Annotated in this window: 11 protein-coding genes and 1 other RNA gene; 5 read left to right on the forward strand and 7 right to left on the reverse strand. The window is 43.0% G+C overall.

Annotated elements, in window-relative coordinates; all coding sequences use genetic code 11:
• From RDO37_RS08070 to RDO37_RS08080, 3 genes are all read left to right on the forward strand, one after another.
• A partial coding sequence (locus RDO37_RS08070; protein WP_308498720.1) for a flagellar hook-basal body complex protein occupies positions 1 to 1,270 on the forward strand: 1,270 nt, incomplete at its 5' end.
• A gap of 183 nt (positions 1,271 to 1,453) precedes the next feature.
• On the forward strand, positions 1,454 to 3,127 hold the full coding sequence (locus tag RDO37_RS08075) for a flagellar hook protein FlgE (RefSeq protein ID WP_308498721.1): 1,674 nt from the start codon (positions 1,454 to 1,456) through the stop codon (positions 3,125 to 3,127).
• A gap of 168 nt (positions 3,128 to 3,295) precedes the next feature.
• Entirely contained in the window at positions 3,296 to 4,960 is a 1,665-nt protein-coding gene (locus tag RDO37_RS08080; RefSeq protein ID WP_308498722.1) for a flagellar hook protein FlgE, read from the forward strand.
• Between the two features lie 355 nt (positions 4,961 to 5,315).
• Here RDO37_RS08080 and RDO37_RS08085 read toward each other — a convergent pair whose 3' ends face one another.
• From RDO37_RS08085 to truB, 3 genes are all read right to left on the reverse strand, one after another.
• A complete protein-coding gene (locus RDO37_RS08085) occupies positions 5,316 to 5,762 on the reverse strand; it encodes a helix-turn-helix transcriptional regulator (RefSeq protein WP_052338968.1) in 447 nt (148 codons plus the stop codon).
• A 1,203-nt stretch (positions 5,763 to 6,965) separates the two neighbouring features.
• A complete protein-coding gene (locus RDO37_RS08090; protein WP_308498723.1) occupies positions 6,966 to 10,769 on the reverse strand; it encodes a diguanylate cyclase in 3,804 nt (1,267 codons plus the stop codon).
• Between the two features lie 899 nt (positions 10,770 to 11,668).
• On the reverse strand, positions 11,669 to 12,649 hold the full coding sequence (gene truB, locus RDO37_RS08095; protein ID WP_308498724.1) for a tRNA pseudouridine(55) synthase TruB: 981 nt from the start codon (positions 12,647 to 12,649) through the stop codon (positions 11,669 to 11,671).
• Between the two features lie 293 nt (positions 12,650 to 12,942).
• Between truB and ffs the strand changes: the two genes are divergently transcribed.
• An RNA gene (gene ffs / locus RDO37_RS08100) (signal recognition particle sRNA small type) lies at positions 12,943 to 13,039 on the forward strand.
• Between the two features lie 333 nt (positions 13,040 to 13,372).
• Positions 13,373 to 14,665, forward strand: coding sequence for an AAA family ATPase (locus RDO37_RS08105; RefSeq protein WP_303074444.1), 1,293 nt, complete (start codon positions 13,373 to 13,375; stop codon positions 14,663 to 14,665).
• Between the two features lie 331 nt (positions 14,666 to 14,996).
• On the opposite strand, the gene RDO37_RS08110 is transcribed toward RDO37_RS08105, so the two are convergent.
• From RDO37_RS08110 to RDO37_RS08125, 4 genes are all read right to left on the reverse strand, one after another.
• Positions 14,997 to 15,818, reverse strand: a complete 822-nt coding sequence (locus RDO37_RS08110; RefSeq protein WP_308498725.1) for a hypothetical protein — start codon at positions 15,816 to 15,818, stop codon at positions 14,997 to 14,999.
• Between the two features lie 745 nt (positions 15,819 to 16,563).
• Positions 16,564 to 18,252: a hypothetical protein gene (locus RDO37_RS08115; RefSeq protein WP_308498726.1), complete on the reverse strand. Its 1,689-nt coding sequence runs from the start codon at positions 18,250 to 18,252 to the stop codon at positions 16,564 to 16,566.
• 919 nt (positions 18,253 to 19,171) lie between these two features.
• Entirely contained in the window at positions 19,172 to 20,650 is a 1,479-nt protein-coding gene (gene putP / locus RDO37_RS08120) for a sodium/proline symporter PutP (protein WP_273320005.1), read from the reverse strand.
• 694 nt (positions 20,651 to 21,344) lie between these two features.
• Positions 21,345 to 22,823 carry a 3-phosphoshikimate 1-carboxyvinyltransferase gene (locus tag RDO37_RS08125; RefSeq protein WP_308498727.1) on the reverse strand — a complete coding sequence of 493 codons (1,479 nt, stop codon included), beginning with the start codon at positions 22,821 to 22,823 and terminating at the stop codon, positions 21,345 to 21,347.
• Positions 22,824 to 23,349: the final 526 nt, after the last annotated feature.

Consider the following 23,349-nt stretch of genomic DNA (forward strand, 5'->3'; position numbering starts at 1 on the left):
AAATCCAGATGGCACCACCACCTCTTTAGATCTAAGCAATACCCATAACATTCGTCTTCCAGCTGATACTGGAGCACCACAGATGTCCACCAACATCTCAATCGGTGTAAACCTGCCAGCAGATAAGGACAATATCAAGCCTAATATGCCGGCTAATGATCCTTGGGCAAACGGAGCCTGGCCAAACCCTGCACCAAAGCCAGAATATGGCATCCCACGTAACCCAACAACTGGTGCTTATGACGCTAATGGTGGTGTTACTCAATACTACACAGACTTTGATCCCAAAAATGCAAGTACCTATACTGCATCTACTTCTCAAACTATCCATGACTCATTAGGTCGTGCTCATACTTTAACTTACTACATGTTAAAGATGGGGCCAGAAAGTGAAAACTCCAATAATAATGTCTGGACCGTAATTCCTTTTGTAGACGGCAAACCTGTTGATATTTCTTCCCAGACTGTTGGCGGCAAAACAGAATATCCAGCTCTAATTTCCGTACCACAAAACTCAAAGTCATCAGTTGCTGGATCTAATTATTTTGGCTTTAAGTGTACTTTTAGTCCTAATGGTGAAATGAAAGACACTGTTCCAGGAAAATTAGAGCTTTGTAATCCTGCTAAAGGTGCTGATGCTAATGTAAAGAATCCAAACAGCTTGCGTCACACTTTGTTTGGTAACCCAAATGCAACTGCAGGTACTAATGATGCTAGCGGCTCTGTTAATGCCCAAAACGCACCAGATCAAACCTTTAAGAAGGATGGTATGGCAGGTTGCGACGGCACCTTACATACAGCATTAGGCCAGGGTATTGAGCCAAGCCAGCAGTTAAACATTCAGTTTGCAGCAAGCCAGTACGGTTCTTCTAACTTCTCTGTAAGTCAGGCTCCTACTAATGATGGCTATGCAACAGGTATTCTCATTGGCATGTCCGTTGATGAGAACGGCATTATTCAGTGTGAGTACTCTAACGGCCAGGTTAAGAACATTGCTAAGGTTGCCATGGCAGACTTTGCCAACCAGCAAGGCTTAACTAAGATCGGTGATACTCAGTGGAAGCAGTCTAATGCATCTGGCGAGGCTATTGCGAAGGAAGCTAACTCAGGTTCTGCTGGCTCCATTAAGGGCTCTAACCTCGAGCTTTCTAACGTTGACCTAACCAATGAGTTAGTTGAGCTTATTACCGCACAGCGTAACTATCAGGCCAATGCACAGTCCCTGCAGACTCAGAACACTGTAATGGATAGCATCTTGAATATCCGTTAATTCTTTTTTATTCCAACATGACTTAAAGCCGAGCAATTGCTCGGCTTTTTTGTCTACATATATTTTCAATACTTATGGCATGTGAATTGCTTTATAAGTTTATAGAGGCTGTTTAGTCTCTATAGCTATAAACATATATTGTGGCAGTCTATTTAAGAAGCCACAACAATTGGAGCTAATGTCATGTTCGGAATTTCAGTTAGCGGTATTAAGAACTCCCAGAAGCACATTGATGTGACTTCTAATAACATATCTAATACCAATTCATATGGCTTTAAAAAGTCACGTGCTGAGTTTGCTGATGTTTACGCAAACAGCGTATTCACAAATTCTAAGACCAATTCAGGCATGGGTGTACAGAACACTGTAGTATCACAGCAGTTCGTACAGGGCGCTTTATCTGGCGATACTGGCAATCCACTGGATATGGCAATTCAGGGTAACGGCTTCTTCGTACTCGAAGGCCCAGGTTCTGACGCACAAACTTTTACCCGTAACGGCGCATTCCAGATTAATAAGGAAGGCTTTGTAGTTACCGCTATGGGCGACTACCTTCAGGGTTGGGATGTAAATCCAGATGGCACCACCACCTCTTTAGATCTAAGCAATACCCATAACATTCGTCTTCCAGCTGATACTGGAGCACCACAGATGTCCACCAACATCTCTATCGGCGTAAACCTGCCAGCTGATAAAGACAATATCAAGCCTAATCTGCCTGATACAGACCCTTGGGCACCAGCTCCTGGCACATGGAATCCACAGCAAACAGCTCCTCAATACGGCGTAATGAGAAAAGAGGATGGTACTGTTGCCGCAACTGCACAAGATGCCCAATTCATGCAGTACTACACTGACTTTGATCCAAAGAATGCAAGTACATATACAGCCTCAACTTCACAGACTATTCATGACTCTTTAGGTCGTGCTCATACTTTAACTTATTACATGTTAAAGATGGGCCCAGAGGGAGATAAGTCAAACAATAACGTTTGGACTGTAATTCCTTTTGTTGATGGAAAACCTGTTGATATTGCCTCTCAGGGAACTGCCAATGGCAAAGAAAACCCAACTCTTATCTCCGTGCCAGCAAGCTCTAAATCATCAGTAGCAGGATCAAACTACTTTGGTTTTAGGTGTACTTTCAGTCCTAACGGAGAAATGAAAGACACTGTTCCAGGGAAATTGGAGCTCTGTAACCCTGCAAAAGGTGTTGATGCTAATATAAAGAACCCAAATAGCTTACGTCATACTTTGTTTGGTAACCCAAATGCAACCCAAGGCTCAAACGATGCTAGTGGTAGCGTTACTGCAAGAAATCCAAACTCACCAGACAATACCTTCAAGAAAGATGGCATGGCGGGAGGCGATGGTACTTTGCACACTGCCTTAGGCCAGGGTATCGAGCCAAGCCAACAGCTGAATATTCAGTTTGCTGCTAGTCAGTACGGCTCTTCTAACTTCTCAGTAAGTCAGGCTCCTACTAATGATGGCTATGCAACTGGTATTCTCATTGGTATGTCCGTTGATGAGAACGGCATCATTCAGTGTGAGTACTCTAACGGCCAGGTTAAGAACATAGCTAAGGTTGCCATGGCAGACTTTGCCAACCAGCAAGGCTTAACCAAGATTGGTGATACTCAGTGGAAGCAGTCTAATGCATCCGGTGAGGCTATCGCTAAGGAAGCTAACTCAGGTTCAGCTGGCTCCATTAAGGGCTCTAACCTCGAGCTTTCCAATGTAGATCTTACCAACGAGTTAGTTGAGCTTATTACCGCTCAGCGTAACTATCAGGCTAATGCACAGTCTCTGCAGACTCAGAACACTGTAATGGATAGCATCCTGAATATCCGTTAATAGCAATATTTTTCCGAACATAACTTAACGCCGGGCATTGCCCGGCGTTCTTATTTCTGGCATATGAATTGCTCATTTATATTTATACGAAAATGAAAGCAAGTTTTAGATTATGCAGCTGTTGTTAGACTGCATTAACTAATAACTATATAAAGCGGAGCTAATGTCATGTTTGGAATTTCTGTTAGCGGTATTAAGAATTCACAGAAGCACATCGATGTGACTTCTAATAACATCTCTAATACCAATTCTTACGGCTTTAAAAAGTCACGTGCAGAGTTCGCCGATGTTTACGCAAACAGCGTATTCACAAACTCTAAGACCAACTCTGGTATGGGTGTTCAGAACACTGTAGTATCACAGCAGTTTGTTCAAGGCGCACTCTCAGGCGACACTGGCAATCCTCTTGATATGGCCATTCAAGGCAATGGCTTCTTCGTTTTAGAAGGTCCAGGCTCTGATGCACAGACTTTCACCCGTAACGGCGCTTTCCAGATCAACAAGGAAGGCTTCGTAGTTACCGCTATGGGCGACTACCTCCAAGGCTGGGATGTTAACCCAGATGGTACAACTACCTCTTTAGATCTGAGCAACACTCATAATATTCGCTTGCCTGCTGACACTGGTGCGCCACAGATGTCTACCAATATTTCTATTGGTGTAAACCTCCCTGCAGACAAAGACAATATCAAACCAAATCTTCCAACCCCAAATGACCCTTGGTCCAATCAACCATGGAATCCTGCACAGACAGCTCCACAATATGGCGTTTTGAGAAAGGAAGATGGTACTCTTGCTGCAAATCAAGCAGACGCTGCTTTTAAGCAATACTACACTGACTTTGATCCTAAGAATGCTAGCACCTATACTGCATCTACCTCACAGACTATCCATGATTCCTTAGGTCGTGCCCATACCTTAACCTACTACATGCTTAAGATGGGTCCAGAGGGAGATAAGTCCAATAACAGCGTTTGGACAGTGATTCCTTTTGTTGATGGCAAGCCTGTCGATATAGCCTCTCAAGGCACGGGAGCAGACAAACAGAATCCTACAATGATTTCTGTTCCTACTAACTCAAAATCTTCAGTTGCTGGCTCAAACTACTTCGGCTTCAAGTGTACTTTCAGCCCGAATGGTGAAATGATCAACACTGTTCCAGGCAAACTTGAACTTTGTAACCCAGCAGACGCAGCTAATGCAAACTTAAAGAACCCAAATAGCTTACGCCACACTTTATTCGGTAACCCAAATGCAGCTCCAGGTTCACAAGACCTCACTGGTTCTGTTAATGCCAACAATGCTCCAGATCTGACCTTTAAGAAAGATGGTATGGAGGGTTGCGACGGTACATTACATACTGCAATAGGCCAGGGTATTGAGCCAACACAGCAACTGAACATTCAGTTTGCTGCTAGCCAGTACGGTTCTTCTAACTTCTCTGTAAGTCAGGCTCCTACTAATGATGGCTATGCAACTGGTATTCTTATTGGTATGTCCGTTGATGAGAATGGCATTATTCAGTGTGAGTACTCCAATGGCCAGGTTAAGAACATTGCTAAGGTTGCCATGGCAGACTTTGCTAACCAGCAGGGCTTAACCAAGATCGGTGACACTCAGTGGAAGCAGTCTAACGCTTCAGGTGAGGCTATCGCTAAGGAAGCTAACTCAGGTTCTGCTGGCTCCATTAAGGGCTCTAACCTTGAGCTTTCTAACGTTGACCTGACCAACGAGTTAGTTGAGCTCATTACCGCTCAGCGTAACTATCAGGCTAACGCACAGTCTCTGCAGACTCAAAACACTGTAATGGATAGCATCCTGAATATCCGTTAATAATAAGCTTTCATTTCCAACATGACTTCACGCCGGGCCCTGCCCGGCGTTTTTATTTGAGCTTAAAAGTCGCTGGGTTTTATGATTTTTCAGGACGCAAGAAAGCTGGTCATAGCAAAATGACTTAGAGCTGCTTTGTGGTAGATTGGATTTTTGGATGAGGATTTTGAGATAACAAAGGGGCTTCAGGGCAGGATGCCCTGGTGGAGCCCTTTTGCTTACTTGCTGCTAGGAGCAAGGCAATAATATGTTGATGCCGTTGATTGTGGGAGCTCATGGTTTATTGATGAGCTGTGACGGCATGAAGCTACTGTGGGTAGCATGCTGTTGCGATGCTACGTAGCTCGGTCTTAAATTAAGACTTGTAGGTTTCGTTGTAGGTTGGAACGAAACGGAGCTCAAGCTTGTGGCCTAAGCAAGCGGCAACCTTCTGAATGGTAGCGATAGAAGGATTGATGATGCCATTCTCGATCTTGGAGAGATTAGACTGGTTTACACCACTCATCTTGGATAACTCGCGCTGGCTGATGTTTAAAGACTTGCGAGTGTAGTGGATGAAGTTCTTGAGCTGAACTTCTGGAGTAGCACCAAGTGAGCGCTGAGCAGCTGCAGAAGCGGCTAATGCACGAGCACGAGCAGCAGCGGCCTGAGCGGCAGAAGTGCCGTAAGGCTGGGAGCTTAAGTTGCTATTGTTGTAAACAGTAGTTGGGTGTGCAGAAGCAGTTGAAGTTGATGGATTCATAGCGGTGCGCTGTGCGACTGCACGCTGCTGATATCCGTACTGCTGATACTGCTGAGTCATCTCTTGTCTCCGTTTAGATGTAATGTCGAGTCAGCGCTAACCTATCTTACCAATCTACAGAGTCCAATTATCCACCGCCTATCTTTGAGTATTTGCCTCGATGCGGTAGCGTATTCACCTTGCGCGAGAATCAACAAACAAAAACAATAGCGTGTCACTTAACTAGTAAGCAACCTAGATTACTCTTTTATCTGATTAATTGATTTCTCTTAGCTGACTTTCTGATCAGCTGATGCTTTGTAATCCACCATGCTGCGGTGCAAGGGATTGCATAAAGTGGCAGAGCACTAGTCTAGAGGTACAAGTTTTACACCGTAGCAGACGGTTACTTTACTTAGCTAGTGGTTACACGTAAGAGCCTTAGCTCATAACTCTGTTTATTAGTACGACAAGTTAGTCTTAGAAGTTCAATACTGTATTTACTTGGTTTGAGTCTAAATCGCAGTGCATTTAGTTAAACAAAAAAGCCGAGTCTAAAGAGCACTCGGCAGCTGTGCCTTCGTAATGTAAATAGTATGCAACATAAAGCCTAATAGCAGCTTTGCAATCACATTTAACTATTTGAAAGCACATTAGTTTGCCAACACATGTCTTCTTTTGTGACCTTATGTTTGGCACTTACATGGTTACTAAAATAGCTTTGATTCAGTCAAACACTAAAAGAATAACTGTCATTTTTGACATTATCATGCCTAAGGTTACGACCATAGGCTGCCGTACGCATAAATCCATTTGCCTGCACCTTCCATAAGCTTCTTTATAGAGGTATTTAGACCCTGATCTATTGCGTGGGATACCAGTCAAAAATTTTGTATGAATCTTATCACAAAATTTACGTTTTACTTATGTTAGGAACATAAAAAATATGGCGCAATCACCATTGCCAAAAGTCACAAAATGAGCTATGAGGATAAGATACTAGATTTTCACAAATTGATGCTTATAAAAGACAAATGGCCAATCTATCGAATTTATGCTCAATAGACTAGCCATTTTGAGTGATTAGATTATGTAGTTATGCTAAAAACTAGATACAACTCCACTCATACTGTATTAGATTTTGAGTAAAAATATCAAAGTCGTGCTAACTTTTCTCTTCCTTTATTGGCGCTATAACCGACGAGCTAACTTGTGTCTTCCTTTATTGGAGCGATAACAGTCGCGCTAACTTGTGTCTTCCTTTATTTGGAGAATACAGTTGAGCTAACTTTTGTCTTCTGTTGTAGGAACGATAACTGCTGCAAAATCTTTCTTATTGCTAGTAACTGAAACCTCAGCAAAGCCATCTTTTTCAATTACTGGACTTACAATGGCATCAGGAGCTAATGCGTCTACAGTTTTAGCATTTTTCTCATTGCCATTATCAGACTCTTTGAGAATCTGTTCTTTGAGCTGCTCAATAGTTTCAAGAGGCTTATCATCCTTAGCTTTAAGATCGCCTTCAAGATCAGCTTCATCAGCTAGTGGCTTTTGAGAGTCATCGACTACTTCGCTTGTAATGATGTCAGAGTCAGTTATGTCTCCCTTAACTTTAGAGACCTCAGTGAGCAACGCCTTCATCTGAGTGATACGCTCCTTTGGCGCATCAGCAATAGATGAATCAATACCGTAGGCATAAAGGCTTGAGTGATATACTGACTCTTGATCATCTTCGGCTCGTGCTATCAGCTCATCGATATTGCTAGAGTCTGACTCATTAGAATCATCCATGCTCGAGATTAACTGCAAAGGAGCAACATCGGAGTCTTCTTGTGAAGCTTCCTTATCAACCTTGTTCTCCACACTCTTATCGACGTAACTAGTATAAGTTGCAATCGGGCCTTGAATGTCACTGTCAGCTAAAGCTGAGTCAGCTTCACTCATAACATCAAATGGTCTAGATTCAGCGATCTTTTGTTTAATGTTACTGAGCTCTTCGATTGAATCTGATGCTTTTTTAGGCTCGCTCTTTGTAACCTCTTCAGTATCTGTATCTTCTGATGGCAGATCAAACTCGAACGCCTGATTGTAATCAGAACTCTCAGCTTCAACTGAGTGCGCATTTACGCTTGAAGATCTTTGACAGCGAGTTTTAGAGATATCATTTGCAGGACGGCCAGTGGCAATAGAGAGCACTGCATCAACTAACTGCTCGTCGTCGATAGCATCATCATCGTTTTGTGCTACCTTATCATCATCGCCATCAACGTCAGATGATTCTTTTTGCTCTTTTTCTCGTCTCTTTTGGTTCTCAAAATACTCAAAGCCGTCAAGCCAGCCATAGCTATGGACATTAGTAATGTCATCGCTTTGCGACTCTTTAGATTCTTCCTCGTCAGAGAGAAATTTTCTAGTCTCATCTAAGTAGGTAGCTGCCTCTTCATCTGATAAATATGATGAAGTGGAACTATCTTGGCTATCAGACTTTAAATTGCCAGCATTGTCTGCATCATCTTCTCCAACATTTAGACTATTAGAAGATGCATTGACGTTGGCCGCAACCAAGCTTGATAACGCGGCTGCAGCACTCGCTGAACTAGCATTAGCATTATCTGAACTAGAGCTTGCATCGGCCTTAGCTGAAGTATTGTGTTCTGATGATGCACTTGCATCGGCTACTTCATCATTGCTAGATGCATCAGTATTGTCACCACTGATATTTACTGCGCAGAAAAGCTTATCGTCAGCATGCTCAATGGAGATGTCGTTATGAGTAGCCTCTTCTAAGACCTCTCCCTCAACATTGTTGTAAATGCAAACGCAGTTACGTCCAGAATTCTTAGCGTTATATAAAGCCTTGTCTGCTTGCTTAATCAGATCGTTGATGCGGTACTGATTTTCTGAAGTAGTAACCGTAGACAGACCCACAGAGATCGTAACTAAGCCAGATTCTGCGCCCTTGTTTATCAGCTTTAATGAGGCAATACGCTTACACAGACGATCGGCGATCTTGTATGCATTCTGAGTATTTACATCAGACAAGATAATACAGAACTCTTCACCACCGTATCTAAAGACTAAGTCTTTCTTAGCTAAGTTAGAGTGGAGAGTCTGAGCTACAGCAAATAACACCTCATCACCGCACTGGTGACCCATGGAGTCATTGAGCTTCTTAAAGAAGTCAATATCCACCATTAAAATAGCAAAAGATGCTGGCGTTGAATTGCCGATCTCTTTGACTAAAGCATTGAGGCTGCCACGGTTAAATACCTTGGTTAAACCATCGTACTTAGAGTGAATAACCAGCTCTTCATAACGCTGCTTTAAATGACTCTCATTTTGCTTAATCGCACTGTAATCATCAAAGATCTGAGGCAGTACATCAATAACCTCACGGATCTCAAGTAAGTGATCTTTCTTGAAGAATCCTGAGTAAGCTGCGATCTCAATTTTCTTGGTGTAACGGAATCTAATTAGCAAGTGAGCAATGGTCTGCAGTGGCTCAATAATGCGACGCTTAATCAAGAACATGATGAGCCAGAAACCAATAACAGAGAATAATAAAGTTCCAACCATCATTGGCTTAATTTCAGATGCTAAAGAGGTAATTTCTCTAAGATCCTTATGCAGCTCTTTGATACCACTTACTGTGTACGCCTCTGAAAGGGCATCAACCTTCATACGTGCAGAATTAATGTCCTGCACAAAGCTCTCTTGCAGACGTAAATAGATATCCCACAGAGGTAAGAAGCGCTCAAACTCACGCTCGTAATAGCCGAGCATTTTAAGATTGTGGTTTCTTATTTTTCTGATGTGCTTAACTTCTTCACGAATGGTTGGTTTAACGTTAGTCAAGGAGCGATCTTGCGCAATGACAGAAGCCTCTTCCTCGGTTAATCCAACTTCATCCATGCCAGTAGCAAGCTGCTCAATTGATGATGTTGTCTTAGTGTCTGACACTTCTTGAACTTTACCCTGAGAGTCAATTGTGTCAGCCATAACAGTGGCATCATTCTTAGCATTAGCCTTTGCTGCTGCATTTACAGAGTTAGCAATACGTCCATCAATAGCCCCCTCAGATGATTCCATAATGGACTTTAGCTGACTGGTGTAGAGCACATCATCCTTGTAAGTCTTCTTACCTGCATATGGTGATGATGCATATGGGCCTACGCTATTATCCTCTTTGACATTGTCTACAGATGCATCGTTTGACTCGACATTCTTGGTATTAGCTTGTGCATCACGAATGGCGGCTGCCTGAGCATCTTTGAAGTCGTTTCCATACTGCTCAATGCGGTTGGAGAAATCATCTGGCTGATGCTTGTTGTTTTCATTGACAAACTCATAGAGCTCTTTTTGGCTTTGTAGATCAAAGTGATCCTTGTGCTCATTGAGCTGCAGTAAAGCCTGATTTAAAAGCTTATTGATACGGTCTGCTTTATCAGTGAACTTTTGAGGCTCTTGAGGGTTTTCATTTAAGAAACCAACAAGATCAAACTTCGAGCTAAAACGTTCAGTTAACATAGCAATGTTATCAGCATGGAAGTCTGCAAGCTCACGCTTATAGGCACTGGTCTGATAAAGATCTAAATAACTAGCAACAGTTTGCTCATACTCAGGGAAGAGATATGGCTGATCGGACACGATGAGATACATCAACATGTCCATATAGTGAAGGGAATTGTGGACAGTAGCTCTAACTTCATCAAGCTGATTACGTAACTTCCACAAACGGTTAACCTCTAAGCGAAGATCATGACTGAGCTTAGCAAAGTTATCGCGATTGAAAATGGAGGCCTCATCTAAAATCTTTACTGCACCGATATAAGCTTGGGTGCAATGATTCTTATCGACTGATGAGGTCATGATGTCGATATTGAGCTTAAGCTGCAGCAGGTTTACCGAGCCCTTTTGCATCTTCTCAATGTTAGGAATAGCTTGATCTACAAGCAGCACAGACTTGTCCTGGATCTTAACCATGTCAAGATACAGTACCAAAATCAGCACGCCAGACATGATCATTATAGGAATAATGAACACTCTGCTCAGATCTCTAATCTTGCTAATCTTCAGAAATCTGTTCAAGCCAATATCTCCGCAAAAGGTGTCAACGACTCACTTTCACACAAGTGAGCCTCAATCCTACTAGCTAGCGCAATAAGTATTGAGGTTAAATCTTTAGACAGCGCTCTTCATCCACGCCATCAAGTTAAAAAAACGAATAAGCTTTTAAATCACAAGCATATGATGATTGTCTAGCCTAACTTAAACCATTCAAGTTAAGACAGATGCTCAAAATTGTTTAAACAACATGATTGCCACAATTTAAACAGCACTTACGGCAACTCTTATTTACAAACTATAGCGTTAAATATCTTGTTTAGCTATAAAAAGAGCGCAGTAAAACACTTTAATCATACACAAATCAAGTAATTTGCACTGAGCGCTATGCCACATCTAGCAAAAATCTTTGCTATGCCAAATATAGCCTTCAACAAAAGGGGCATTTTATCCTATTTGTCGATTGTGAGCCTATTCACAAACACAACAAATTGCCCCATCATACTTACAAATCTAGCCAGTTCTAGCCTGCCACAGCGCCCGCACTGCAATTCAGCTCAACCTCGATGTGGCTAGTCTTCTTAAGATTGCCAATGCAATTGAGCTAAAGGCTGATGGTGTGTTAAAGCTAGATGATTCAGAAATAACGTAGACTTAAGGGTTGTTGCTCAAATCGGGACTTTTGAAGTTGTGGGCCTTGATAGCAGCAAAACTTAGAGCAGCATTTGCTTAAGATAGCTTTAACCAAACATCGCGCTGCCTTGGCTTAAGTTAGCCTTAGCTAAGCTACGATATAGCATTTACCCTGCTAGTTTCAGAGTATGCCTAACATAAGCTTTGGTAGAGCATTTAACATTGCACTCCAATGCTGAGGTAAGGCTGTACTCTTGCCTTGCTGTTTGCCATTAGTGATGTGGTTGAAACTAGGACTTGCCTTCGCTTTTAACAAAAGCTGCAAAGCTTTCTGGATCCATCATGCGCTTAGGAGTGATGTAACCATCCTCGCTTAAATAGCATACGCCCATGAAGTAGCCGTTGTAGCGAACCTGGAAGATGTCATTTACCTTGAGTCCGCCCTCTGGCAGGGTGCATAAAGATAAGTCTTTGCCCTGCTTCATACCGTGGCTTAATGGATCAGCCATGGATAGTGGGATGTGCACCTTAGGCAGATTGTTTAAGGCCTCATCTACTGGAATGAGGAGCTTATCAAGCTCACTAAAATCGCTCTTATTCTCACGTGAATCAGCTAACTCTTTGATAGTAGCAAGCTCAGTCATCTTGCCTGCTGGTAAGCCCTCAACGTAAGTACGACGCAGCATAGTTACGTAAGCACCACAACCTAATGCCTCACCAATATCTGAGACTAAAGTGCGAATGTAAGTGCCCTTTGAGCAGTAGACTTCGATTTTGAAGGTGGTAGCGGTAGTTTCTAAAAGCTTAAGCTCTAAAATCTCAACCTCACGCTTAGGAATCTCGATCTCATCCTCGCGTCCTTGGCGAGCGTACTGATATAAGGCTTTGCCATTAACCTTGATAGCTGAGTAAATTGGTGGGACTTGAGTGATAGTGCCTCGAAACTTCTCAAGTACTGACTCAAGACGTTCTAAAGCATCACCAATATCGCGCTCTAAAACAATCTCACCTTCTCTATCACAAGTAGTAGTGGTTTTGCCTAAAGTACCCTCAGCGATATAGCGCTTACGTCCTTCTAAAAAGAAAGAAGAGAACTTAGCTGCATCTCCAAGGCAGATTGGAAGCAGACCTGAGGCTAAAGGATCTAAAGCACCTGTATGGCCGCCTTTCATAGCTGAGAAGATACCACGGCATTTAACCAATGCGCCTGAAGATGAAATACCCTCTGGCTTATCCAATAAGAAGATGCCGCTAACTTTGCGCTTTGCCATAAAAGAATCACCGCCAAACTGTACAGTTACAAACACAAGAGTAAGGTGCCAAGATCAAAAGACTAGCTAGAGCATTAAGCTCTCTACCTTAGCCCTTAAAAGTCGCCTATTTTAGCATAATGACTCAATTTTTATGCACCAAACAAGACTCTAAACTTAGCTTTAAACTACACTACTTTGCCCAACAAACAGCATATAGATCACATAGTACTAGTACCGTTTGAGCTTGGATGTGCAAAGGTGTTGTATTATGCTAAGTTCTTATTGTATAATTTAAGCATAAGTTTTGCGGGTGCCAGCTCTCTCGTACTTATTCGCAGATCAATTGGTCAGGTCGGGAACGAAGCAGCCAAATTTGTGTAATGAGGTACCGGGATGTAGTTGGTGCCCACCCGCTAAAAATAAGAACACCTTGGTGTTCTTTTTTCGTTTCTACGCCCTGAAAATCTTATCTTTACTCAAATAACTTTCCTTTCACTACCAGCATCCACAGCTTTAAGTGATTCATCTCCACCCCATCTTATTGCTACTCTTAGCTAAATGCAGCCATTTCTTACCTAGGTAGATCGCTTTACCGTGCTCTTTTGTATAAAGCCTGGCCATATCTCAGCGATATGAGATGGACTTTGCTATCATAGACATCTTAATGGGCATATATACATGCACTAGTATGTATATTTAGCCGTTGATTTGTAGTCTAACTTTCGTGTTTTAGGTTTGCTGATGAACTCAAATAACTCAGGTAGCAATTCTCATTTGCATGAGGTGATTTTTACTGATCGCCATTACATCAATAAGCTTGATCACCTGACCAAGTTCATCAACTTCTTAGATAAAGCTCCGCGTCTGCCATCGCAGAATGTCTTTATGCTCATTCGCCCACGTGGTTTTGGTCTTTCACTAGCTAGTGAAGCGATTGAGTCGTTATTAATTCGTGACGAGCTCTTAATTGACCACTTAGCCATCAAAGATCCTAATGGCTTTAATGCCGACGATCTTGGCCAATATCCAGTACTCCACTTCTCTTTTGCTATGTCGAAGGCCAATACCTTACAAGCCTTTGCCAAGATGCTCGGCGATACCTTGCAATCTGAGATCTGGGAACACCACATCAAGCTCAAGACCGATGGACGCAATGACTTACGTCGTCAAATGCTGCAGCTTGTTCGCGAGATCAGCGATAAAGAGAAAAGCCCTGTTGTGGTGATCGTCGATAACTACGATGTACCGCTATACATGATCTCTGCAATGGAAAAGCCTGATGAGCGCGAACTTGCTAACGCTATGTACTTTGACATGCTCTCAGCCTTCAGACAGGCTGGCGATCGCGTCAAGTTCTGCTTGCTTACTGGCCACGTTAAGTTTGCTCTGTCCAATAATTTCTCTGAAGGTCTGCCACACGTTATCGACTTATCCTTCTCGGATATTGCCTCTGAGATGATGGGCTTTACTATTGAGGAAATCAAAAATACTTATAGTGAAGATATTGCCCGTATTGCCCCGCAACAAGGTATTACAGCTGCTGAGTATCTTGATGTACTTGAGCATTGCTATGGTGGTTTCGTCTTCTCTGACAAGATGAAAAAGATGCTCTGTCCGCTCTCTGTTACTCGCGCCTTAGATAACGATGGCGATCTTTATGCCTACAGCGGTGACAACAACTACACCTTTGCTCGAGCTGCACTTGACAGAGAAGAGCCAAACTTAGATTGGTTTATTGAAAAGGACGGCCAAGATCAGCTGTATTTAGAGGAAGTCGGCATTTTCCCTCAAGGTAAAGAATTTGGCTCCCTGCTCTTACAGCAAGGCCTCTTCTCATGCAATAAAGTTACTTTCTCCGACCGTGAGCACTCCCTCTCCTGGCGTTATAAATACGGCTTTACTAACGTCGAAATGCGCCGTATTTTCCAGATCCTCACTGGCATCTCATCAGCACAATTACGCGAATTGCCTATCAACACCCGCGTCTACGATGCTGGCGAAGAAGAGTACCTCATCAAGACTGAAGACAAATAATTAAGGCCCACGCAGGGCCTTGTTAAAGTTGCTATCGCTAAGCGATCGCAAGAGATAAAGATCTCTAAAGATCTCAAGCAACCTAAAACACTCTCGAGATCAGAGCTCTTCAAGCTACCGCCTCAACACAGTCATTGCCTAATATAGGCTATTGCAATGATCACTCTTGCCTTGCCGCACAGTAGCTAGTCAGTGCTTTGCAGTTGCAGCCCGTGCATGGCTGCTCTAGTCTGTGCTTGGCTGCTGCTAGCTTGTGCTGGCTGCTCTAGTCTGTGCATGGATGCTCTAGTCCGTGACTTGCTGTTGCATAGTATAGGCTAGGCGTTCAGGACTATTGCTGCGTTTGCTGAGGCTCGGCTTTTACAGTTCTGTTGGTGCTGTTTGAGTCAAGATTGAGATTGCTGCTAGAAACTGCAGTATCTGAATTGGCAGCTAAGTCTTGTGACTTGCCTGGCTGACTGGAGCAGGCCATAGTGCTTGCTGGCATGGCAAACTTGCGCATCATCCTACGCTTGGCTGAGACAGTCTGATATGAAGACTTGTCATCTAAAGTGTAAAGATGTGGCTTCTTGCGATGTAAAAACACTCTACCAATGTGATCAGGAATAAAGCACAAACGCTTGTGGCTGACAGCTGCAGTTAAGAAAAAGCGTGGGTTTTCTGAACCAATCTCTTTGTAAATCACTGCATAACGGCAAAAACCATTTTTGCCACGGCCACAAATGATTGAGAAAAGCTGGTAGATATAGTCAATTGGTCGTGTCTTAACATCAAGACACACTACAGCATAAGCCTCAACGCTCAGCGGGGCTGGATCAGACCTGAGCTTGGTGCGTAGAGCAATGTAGTAGCAAAGTCGTAACAGATAGTAGCCAAGATAGACACCAAGAATGCCCACAGTAATAAAGTACATGGTCTTAGTGCTAGAACTAATACCGGCATAGGCTAAAGACCCATCCTCAGCTACAGGAATAGGATTGCCAGGCATGCCTTGAGGCACACTTAAGATCAGCAAGGCAGTAATCAAAACCATGTAGAAAGTTGCGCTGAACTTTCTAGCACAGACGGTATCGATAACATTGTAGTCAAAACGAATACCAGCTTTGATTAGATACGATTGCAGATATGTGTGATCTATGGGTGTCTTTTGCATCGCCAATTTAGTCAAACCTACATATTGCTGTTCTAAACCTACTCAAGAGCATGTGTGGGCTAATTTGTGATAGTGTTGCCCTCAACTTAACCACTCTCAAGTCTAACTTTGAGCCATCAGATTGCGCATGTGCAATTACTTCACGCATGGTCTCGTGCCTGTGCAAGTACTGCATGCACGGGCTTATGTCTATATAAGCACTGCACGCATGGGCTCGTGCCTGTGCATGTACTAAAAGCATGGGCTTATGTCTGTATAAGCACTGCACGCATGGGCTCATGCCTGAGCATATTCATATGCTAATGCACATACTCATGCACCTTCGCAGCTAAGCACTCTTATGCGCCGTATAATCTCAGCACCTTGAGTGATTAGCATACTAATGCGCTTTATAAGTCCAGCACATTCACGGATCTTCACATGCTCTGCATACTCAACATTGATACCATCAAGCTAGGATTAAGTTAGATCAGAGCATTGCATAAGCAGTGTTATGGGTATCTGACGGCAACAAGCATCCTAAATATGATAGCAAAAGACTAAGCCATGAGTGTACAGCAACGATAAAGGTGTACGTTGATTTTCAACTTTAGCTAAAAAGCTACTCAAATATCGGCCTTTCATTAGCCACGCCACGGAGCAGCTCAATAGCTTAGTGCATCGTATCTTTAGCGTCATAGATAGATATCGTGGCTCACGGTCTTGTAAAAGGCTGGCAGCTAGCTGCATTTTAGATATGCTGCCGCTAGAGGTGGCGAAGCTTTGGGGCTACGGTCTCACGTAATTTGTCTCGACGTGGCTGCATCTTTTGAATGCGTGCGAGCGTACGGTTATTAGTGGTATAGCAGAGTCTATAATGAGGCTTGACGATCATGTTGTACTTCAAGCTTCTGTTGTGGTTATAGATGTCAGCCTCTTGAACGCGGCTCTTAAAGAAGTGAGGGACGTAGATATTGAAAGTTGGATGGTCTTGATCTGACAGGCTTACAACTTTCACCTTATCTAAAATACCTGCTGGTGACAGAATAAAAACCTCGCCATAACTTGGAGTACGTTTTGAGGCGATCATAACTATCTTACACTCAGTAGTGCCTGAGGAAATTTGAGCCATGTCCTCACGTAAATTGATGTAATCGCTAACGAGGTTGGCTGGCATAAATAAAATGGCAAAGCCAACAATGAATGCTACAGCCCTGACCATAATAAACAATCCCGAGATACTACTGTTATCGACACCATCGAATAAATCTTTGTACTTCTTCTTACTGGTGTATAAAAAGCACAGCATGACAGCTAGCACCACGGTAATTATGAAGCAGAGCATCCACATGTTATAGCCCTGCAAGATTGTTGTAGTACGGGCAGCTCCGCCTGAGTAGTCTACAAAGAACTTAACTACTGATTCAGAGAGCAGTGCCACTAAGCTGATAAAGAGAACAAATAAAGTCACAAAAGGCATTACAACAGGCTTAATTTGTACAGCTTGTTTGCTCAGCAATAACAGCCCGTGAGCGTCTAAACGAGCATACATCAGCTCAGGCTTTTTATTACGATTGGTAAACTCCTCTTGCACACTCTTAGCGTTATTCTTTACGCCCGCTCTTGTTGCCTCACCAATCATGGCAGCTAAGAGGTGACGAGCATCAGTTGACTTACGTGATGTGCCTACATTTAAATGAGTATCGGAAACAGCATCAGATACCATGTGCTGAATCTTCACCTCTCCTTGCATGCTTGATGGCAAGATCATCATTGGCTCGTTAGTTAACAAACCCTCACAATTGACCAAGGCTTGCAGCAAAGAGATAAAGTCTCGATCAAGAGGATCAGAAAGATCACGCTTAGCAGATTCTTCATTAATCTGCTTACATAAGACCTGCGCTGCATTGAATTTACGATCAAATACGAGCTTAAAGCCCTCATTGATCATTGGCATGTCAGTAAGACGGACTAAATACCCATAGACATTAACGTAAATGTTCTGAGCACTTCTTAATGAGAGGACTTCTTTAAAAGCGGTTTGATATTGGCTAAAGGCTTGATCGTTATTGCGGTTAAAGTCGTAAGTAAAGGTAATAGCCTTGATCTTTCTTAAGAGTCTGGTTTGTTCAAATACCACTATCATCAAGGCAATAAAGGCACCAGAGACAATACCAAGAGCTGAGCTTAAATCGTCTAATAGCTTTACGCCTATACTCGCACCAAAGAGTAATGCACATGCACTAATGGTAGAGAGCTTTTTGTTGCTTTTCGCAAGTAAAAGTCTGTAAATCACATAGCAAAATGCCATGGTGGCGATGGCAAATAAGGCAAAATTGATGGAGGAGTCATGGTTAACTGATTTAAATACATATGGCATGAGTTCTTCTAAGAAGACAATACCCCATATGATGCAGTTGATCAGAAGGACAATCGTCCATAACGCTAGACGCATTTGATCTCCTTGCTAAACAGCTTGACCACATACCAAGACAAAGTGAATACAAATGTCTGACATTATGAATGACTTTGCAGAACTGTATCTAGTCAAACTAGTCACTTTTGCATAGGAACAACGTTTTTTAGAGCTTTTAAGCCATCCAAAACCATTGTTTTGAATGTAAAACATATTGAGCAAGCACAATATACACGAAATCTGTGCTTATGAAAATCTAAGGCAAGCCTACTCGCATTGAACTTATCTCGATTCCTTTCTAACCTTAAACCTAAGGCTCAATGTTAGCCTTAACTCGCAACGATTTAAGATAAGTACCATCAAGAATATGCCGCTAGTATGAGCTTAATCACTAGTAATAGCATCAGCATTCTAGACAAAGTATGAGCCCTCTCATGTAATTAACCATTGATCCGTAAATTACTATCCACATTGCGCCCCAATAATGTCCAAATAAACAGAGCTTACTGACAATGCTTATTAAAAGACTGGCCCATTCATGCGCCATAGTAAATGTAAGTATCCCCATCCTTAGCTCTAACAAAAGCCTGTCCTCATCTTTGCCATATGCTTTCTTCTAAGCTTACCATCGACCTTTTCATTAGACGGCTTCAGCGCATGGATTTGATTGCCCACAGCAATTGCATTAGACGGCTATAGCCCTTTGCATTTGAGTACCCCCAGCCATTGAATTAGACGGCCAAAGCCCTTTGCATTTGAGTGCCTACGGCAAAAGCACTAGAGGCTACTTTGTTTGTATTTGATTTGCGATGTTGATCCGCTGTGCGTGAATATATGTGCTGGTTGGGGCAATGATCTTTTAAAATTTGCTCTAAAAACAAAAACGGCTGCAGCACTATGTACCGCAACCGTCTTGTGAAATGTCTCGTTAAGCTAGTCTAGCTTTTCAAAGGAAAGATTAGTGCTCTTTAACCTCAACCCAGAACTTTTGCTCTAAATCGTTGAAGAGCTCAGTTGTCTCTTTATTGGACTTAGCAGTCAGTGAGGAGACTACAAAGATAGCAATAGCTGAGAAGATAAAGCCTGGTACTAAAGAGTACAGGCCTAAGAAGCCACCGATTTCCCATACGATAACGGTGATAGCACCCACGGCCATACCGCTAATGGCACCAGCTAAGGTCATACGAGACCAGAATACTGAGATGAGCACGCAAGGGCCGAATGCAGCACCAAAACCTGCCCAGGCATAAGCTACTAAGCGCAGCACGCCAGAGTTTGGATCTAAGGCTAAGCAGTAAGCGATCACAGCAACTAACAGCAGCATGAAACGACCACACCAGACTAACTCTCTTTGAGAAGCCTTTGGGCGTAACCAACGACGATAGAAGTCTGCAGTTAAGGTGGTAGATGCAACTAAGAGCTGGCATGAAAGGGTAGACATAATGGCAGCTAAAATGGCTGACAGCAGAATACCGGCGATCCAAGGAGTAAACAGAGTCTGAGTTACGATGATGAAGATCTGCTCAGGATTGTTAATGCTTACCTCAGGATGTCTCATGGAGAAAGCTACACCGTAGTAGCCAATGAGCACAGCGCCGATGAGACATAATGCCATCCAAGTAATGGAGATACGACGAGCATCGCCCATACCACGTACGGATCCTGCGGCCATGAAACGCACTAAGATGTGAGGCTGACCTAAGTAACCTAGGCCCCAACCAACTAATGAGATGAAGCCAATGAAGGTCATACCCTCAAGGAAGTCATCCATGCTTGCGTCTTTCTGAGCGATCAGAGCATTTGCAGCCTCTAAGCCACCGCAATCCATGATCATAACCATTGGAGTTAAAAGCAGTGCAAAGATCATGAGACTTGCCTGTACAGTATCAGTCCAGCTAACTGCTAAGAAGCCACCAATGAATACATAGAAGATGGTTGAAACTGCACCGATTAACAGAGCATTGTGGTAGTCCATGCCGAAGGTCTGTTCAAACAGACGAGCACCAGAAACCATGCCTGAGGCACAGTAAACCACAAAGAAGATCAGAATGATTAAAGCCGCAATCACAGAGCTGATACGCAGACGATCATTAAAACGTGCAGCTAAATAATCAGGTAAGGTCAAAGCGTCGGATGCATTGGCGGTAAATGAACGTAAACGAGCCGCCACGAACTTCCAGTTACACCATGAGCCCACAGTCAGACCGATTGCAATCCATGCCTCAGACAAGCCTGATAAGAATAACGCTCCGGGCAGGCCCATAAGTAACCAACCTGACATATCCGAAGCACCTGCTGACAGGGCTGTAACAAATCGACCGAGACTTCTGCCGCCTAATACATAGTCGTTGAGCGAATTAGTCATTCGCGCAGCGGCAATGCCAATAATCAGCATGCAGAGGATGTAAACAATGAACGTGGTGGTAGTACTGAACATGAATTCTGCTACGAGCTTAGCTCACCTTGATTACGTTGACCCCAAATCTGTAGAAAAAACAGACACCCAACACTATGCAACTTAACAGCATTATTTGAGCTTATAAATCGCAAAAGCTTCTAATGATAGCAAAATTTGACCTCGATATGCTTGTCAATTCCATTAATAATTCACAATTAGTGTGCAAAAAACCTAAAACACCCACACCAACCTGCCAATTTGCATCATAAATGCGCAGCTACTCAACCACCAAAAGCCGCAATTTTAGCCTTGTATACAAGTTAATGTCGTGCTGCAAATTAAACCTCATAACCCGCAACGAAGCAAAGCAGTTCAAAACGATAAGCTCTTATGGTTTTTGCTTGTCTGAAAAGTTCAAGACCTCGACTGTAGAGCAATATTGTTGAGGTTAGCTGCAAGACTCAAAAGATGCCATGCCACTGTCTTACGAGACACCTTTTGTCTAGAAGGTAGCCATATTGCAGCAGCGCAGTTCAAGAATCGATGCTTGAGGATCTAAGTACGATGTTGGTGATGGTTTGGCTAAGGCGATGGCCAACAAGCAGCACCTTAACAGCCTAAGATCGCTTGAGGTACTGCTTCTTGAGAGGGAAGTTGTTTTGCTCAGCTTTGCTAGCCTTTGCTCAGCTTTAACACCTTGGCTCGGTTTGGGTCAGATTTGCTTTGCTTTGCTTTAGTCGCGAACAGAGACTGAGGCTAGACGCTCAAAATAGTCTGGGAAAGTCTTCTTACAGCAATCAGGATCGTTGATGACTACAGTGCGATCTAAAGCAATGAGTGACATGCACATAGCCATACGATGATCGTTGTAAGTATCAAAATCGATAAGAGTACCGGCCTCTTTTACATTTTGTACATTTGGTACATTTGCATCGATCTTGATAAAGTCACGCCCCTCATAAACATCGCAACCTAACTTGCGCATTTCATTGGCCATAGCCGCGATACGGTCGGTTTCTTTGACTCGCCAGCTTTCGATATTGCGAATGATGATTGGGCTTGAGGTGAACATGGCCATTGGTACTAAGGTCATGGCTGCATCAGGCATATCATTCATATCGATATCGACGCCACGTAACTTACCTGAAGAGCTTACCTTGATGTAGTCAGATCCCTTTTCTACTATCGCGCCCATGTCCTTAAGTACATCAACAAAGAGCGCATCACCTTGAATCGAATCGCTACCAAAACCAGTTACTTTTACCTCACCTGCAATGGCAGCTGCTGCTAAGAAGTAAGTAGCACCGCTTGCATCACCTTCGACTAAATAAGAGCCTGGCGATTGTAAATGCTGCGGACAAACTTCAAAGGATTGGCAATCATTATTCTTAACTAGAACACCAAAGCGCTTTAAGAGTTCACAGGTTAAGTTTACATATGGCTTGGAAATAAGTTCACCCTTAACCTCAAGCACTAACTTGCGGCCAATGAGACTACCAATCATTAATAAAGCAGAAATGAACTGTGACGAGGTATTTCCTGCTACCTCTAACTTAGCTACTTCACATGGCAGATCGAGACGAGATATAAAGTCACTTGATCCGCTGAGCTCGGCAGCAAACTTAGCCTTGTATGGGAATATCTTTGGAGAACCAACTGCAGCTGCAGCCCCAAAGGACATCGATGAGACAAAGGATCCAATGCCAGACTTATGCTCACGCAGCACCTGACATAGGCCTTTAATTAAAAGCGGTGGATAGCCCTCATTGCCAAGATACTCAATATGAGCGCCTAAAGCTCGTAAAGCATCTACTAAAACACCGATCGGACGTTCATACATACGAGGCTCGCCAGTGAGCTTGTAACAACCGTCACTCAAAGCTAATGCAGCACATAAAGGTCGCATCGCAGTGCCTGCATTACCAAGGAAGAGCTCTATAACCTCTTCATTTTCGTTACTAAACAAACCGCCTAGGCCAGTAACACTAAGAGAGGTATTATCTGATTCATCTTCTTGAATCTGCACACCCAGACGCTTTAACGCAGCGATCATAACTTCGGAGTCATCTGAGCGCAGAATATTAGTAAGTTTAGTAGTACCTTCACTTAAGGCAGCTAACAGTAAAGCACGATTAGTCAGACTCTTAGAACCAATTAGCTTTACCTCGCCAGACACTTTAGTGATCTTATCTAAAGTCAGACTTGCACTCATACTTTCACGAAGCTCCTAAGTTAAAACCAATAAGCTACAAAGCTTTAGCCTTTGCTTGCATAAATTTAGTTTAACCTAGAATGCCTTTATCTTGACTAGATGCAGTCAAACAGTGCGCATGATCTTATGCTGCAGCACACATGTGCATACAGATAAAGGAAAAGATCAGAGCATAAGGACAGCCCATCTCAACGCTCAAAAGATCTCTTGTCTTCATGTCTTCAACAAAACAACATCACTGATAGCACTGATAGCTTAGTCAAACGTTGCAGTCTATTAGATCCTATCAGAGCAGTTGAGGGGTAATTGCGATCTTAGAGTTTTAGAAAAGCTTAATCTTGAGTTCCCGCGTTAATTTTAGGGCTACATAAAATATACCAATGAAATAGCATTATCGACTGATGGAAGTTTGATGTTTTACACCAATAAGCTTGTACAGGTCGTTTTGCTTTTTCGTTGGCTCGAGCCGAACGACGCAATCATCGAACACCTTAGCCTTCTGATTCTTCATAATCATTATCACGTC

This window comes from uncultured Anaerobiospirillum sp. (assembly GCF_902485895.1).
Taxonomy (GTDB): Bacteria; Pseudomonadota; Gammaproteobacteria; order Enterobacterales; family Succinivibrionaceae; genus Anaerobiospirillum; species Anaerobiospirillum succiniciproducens.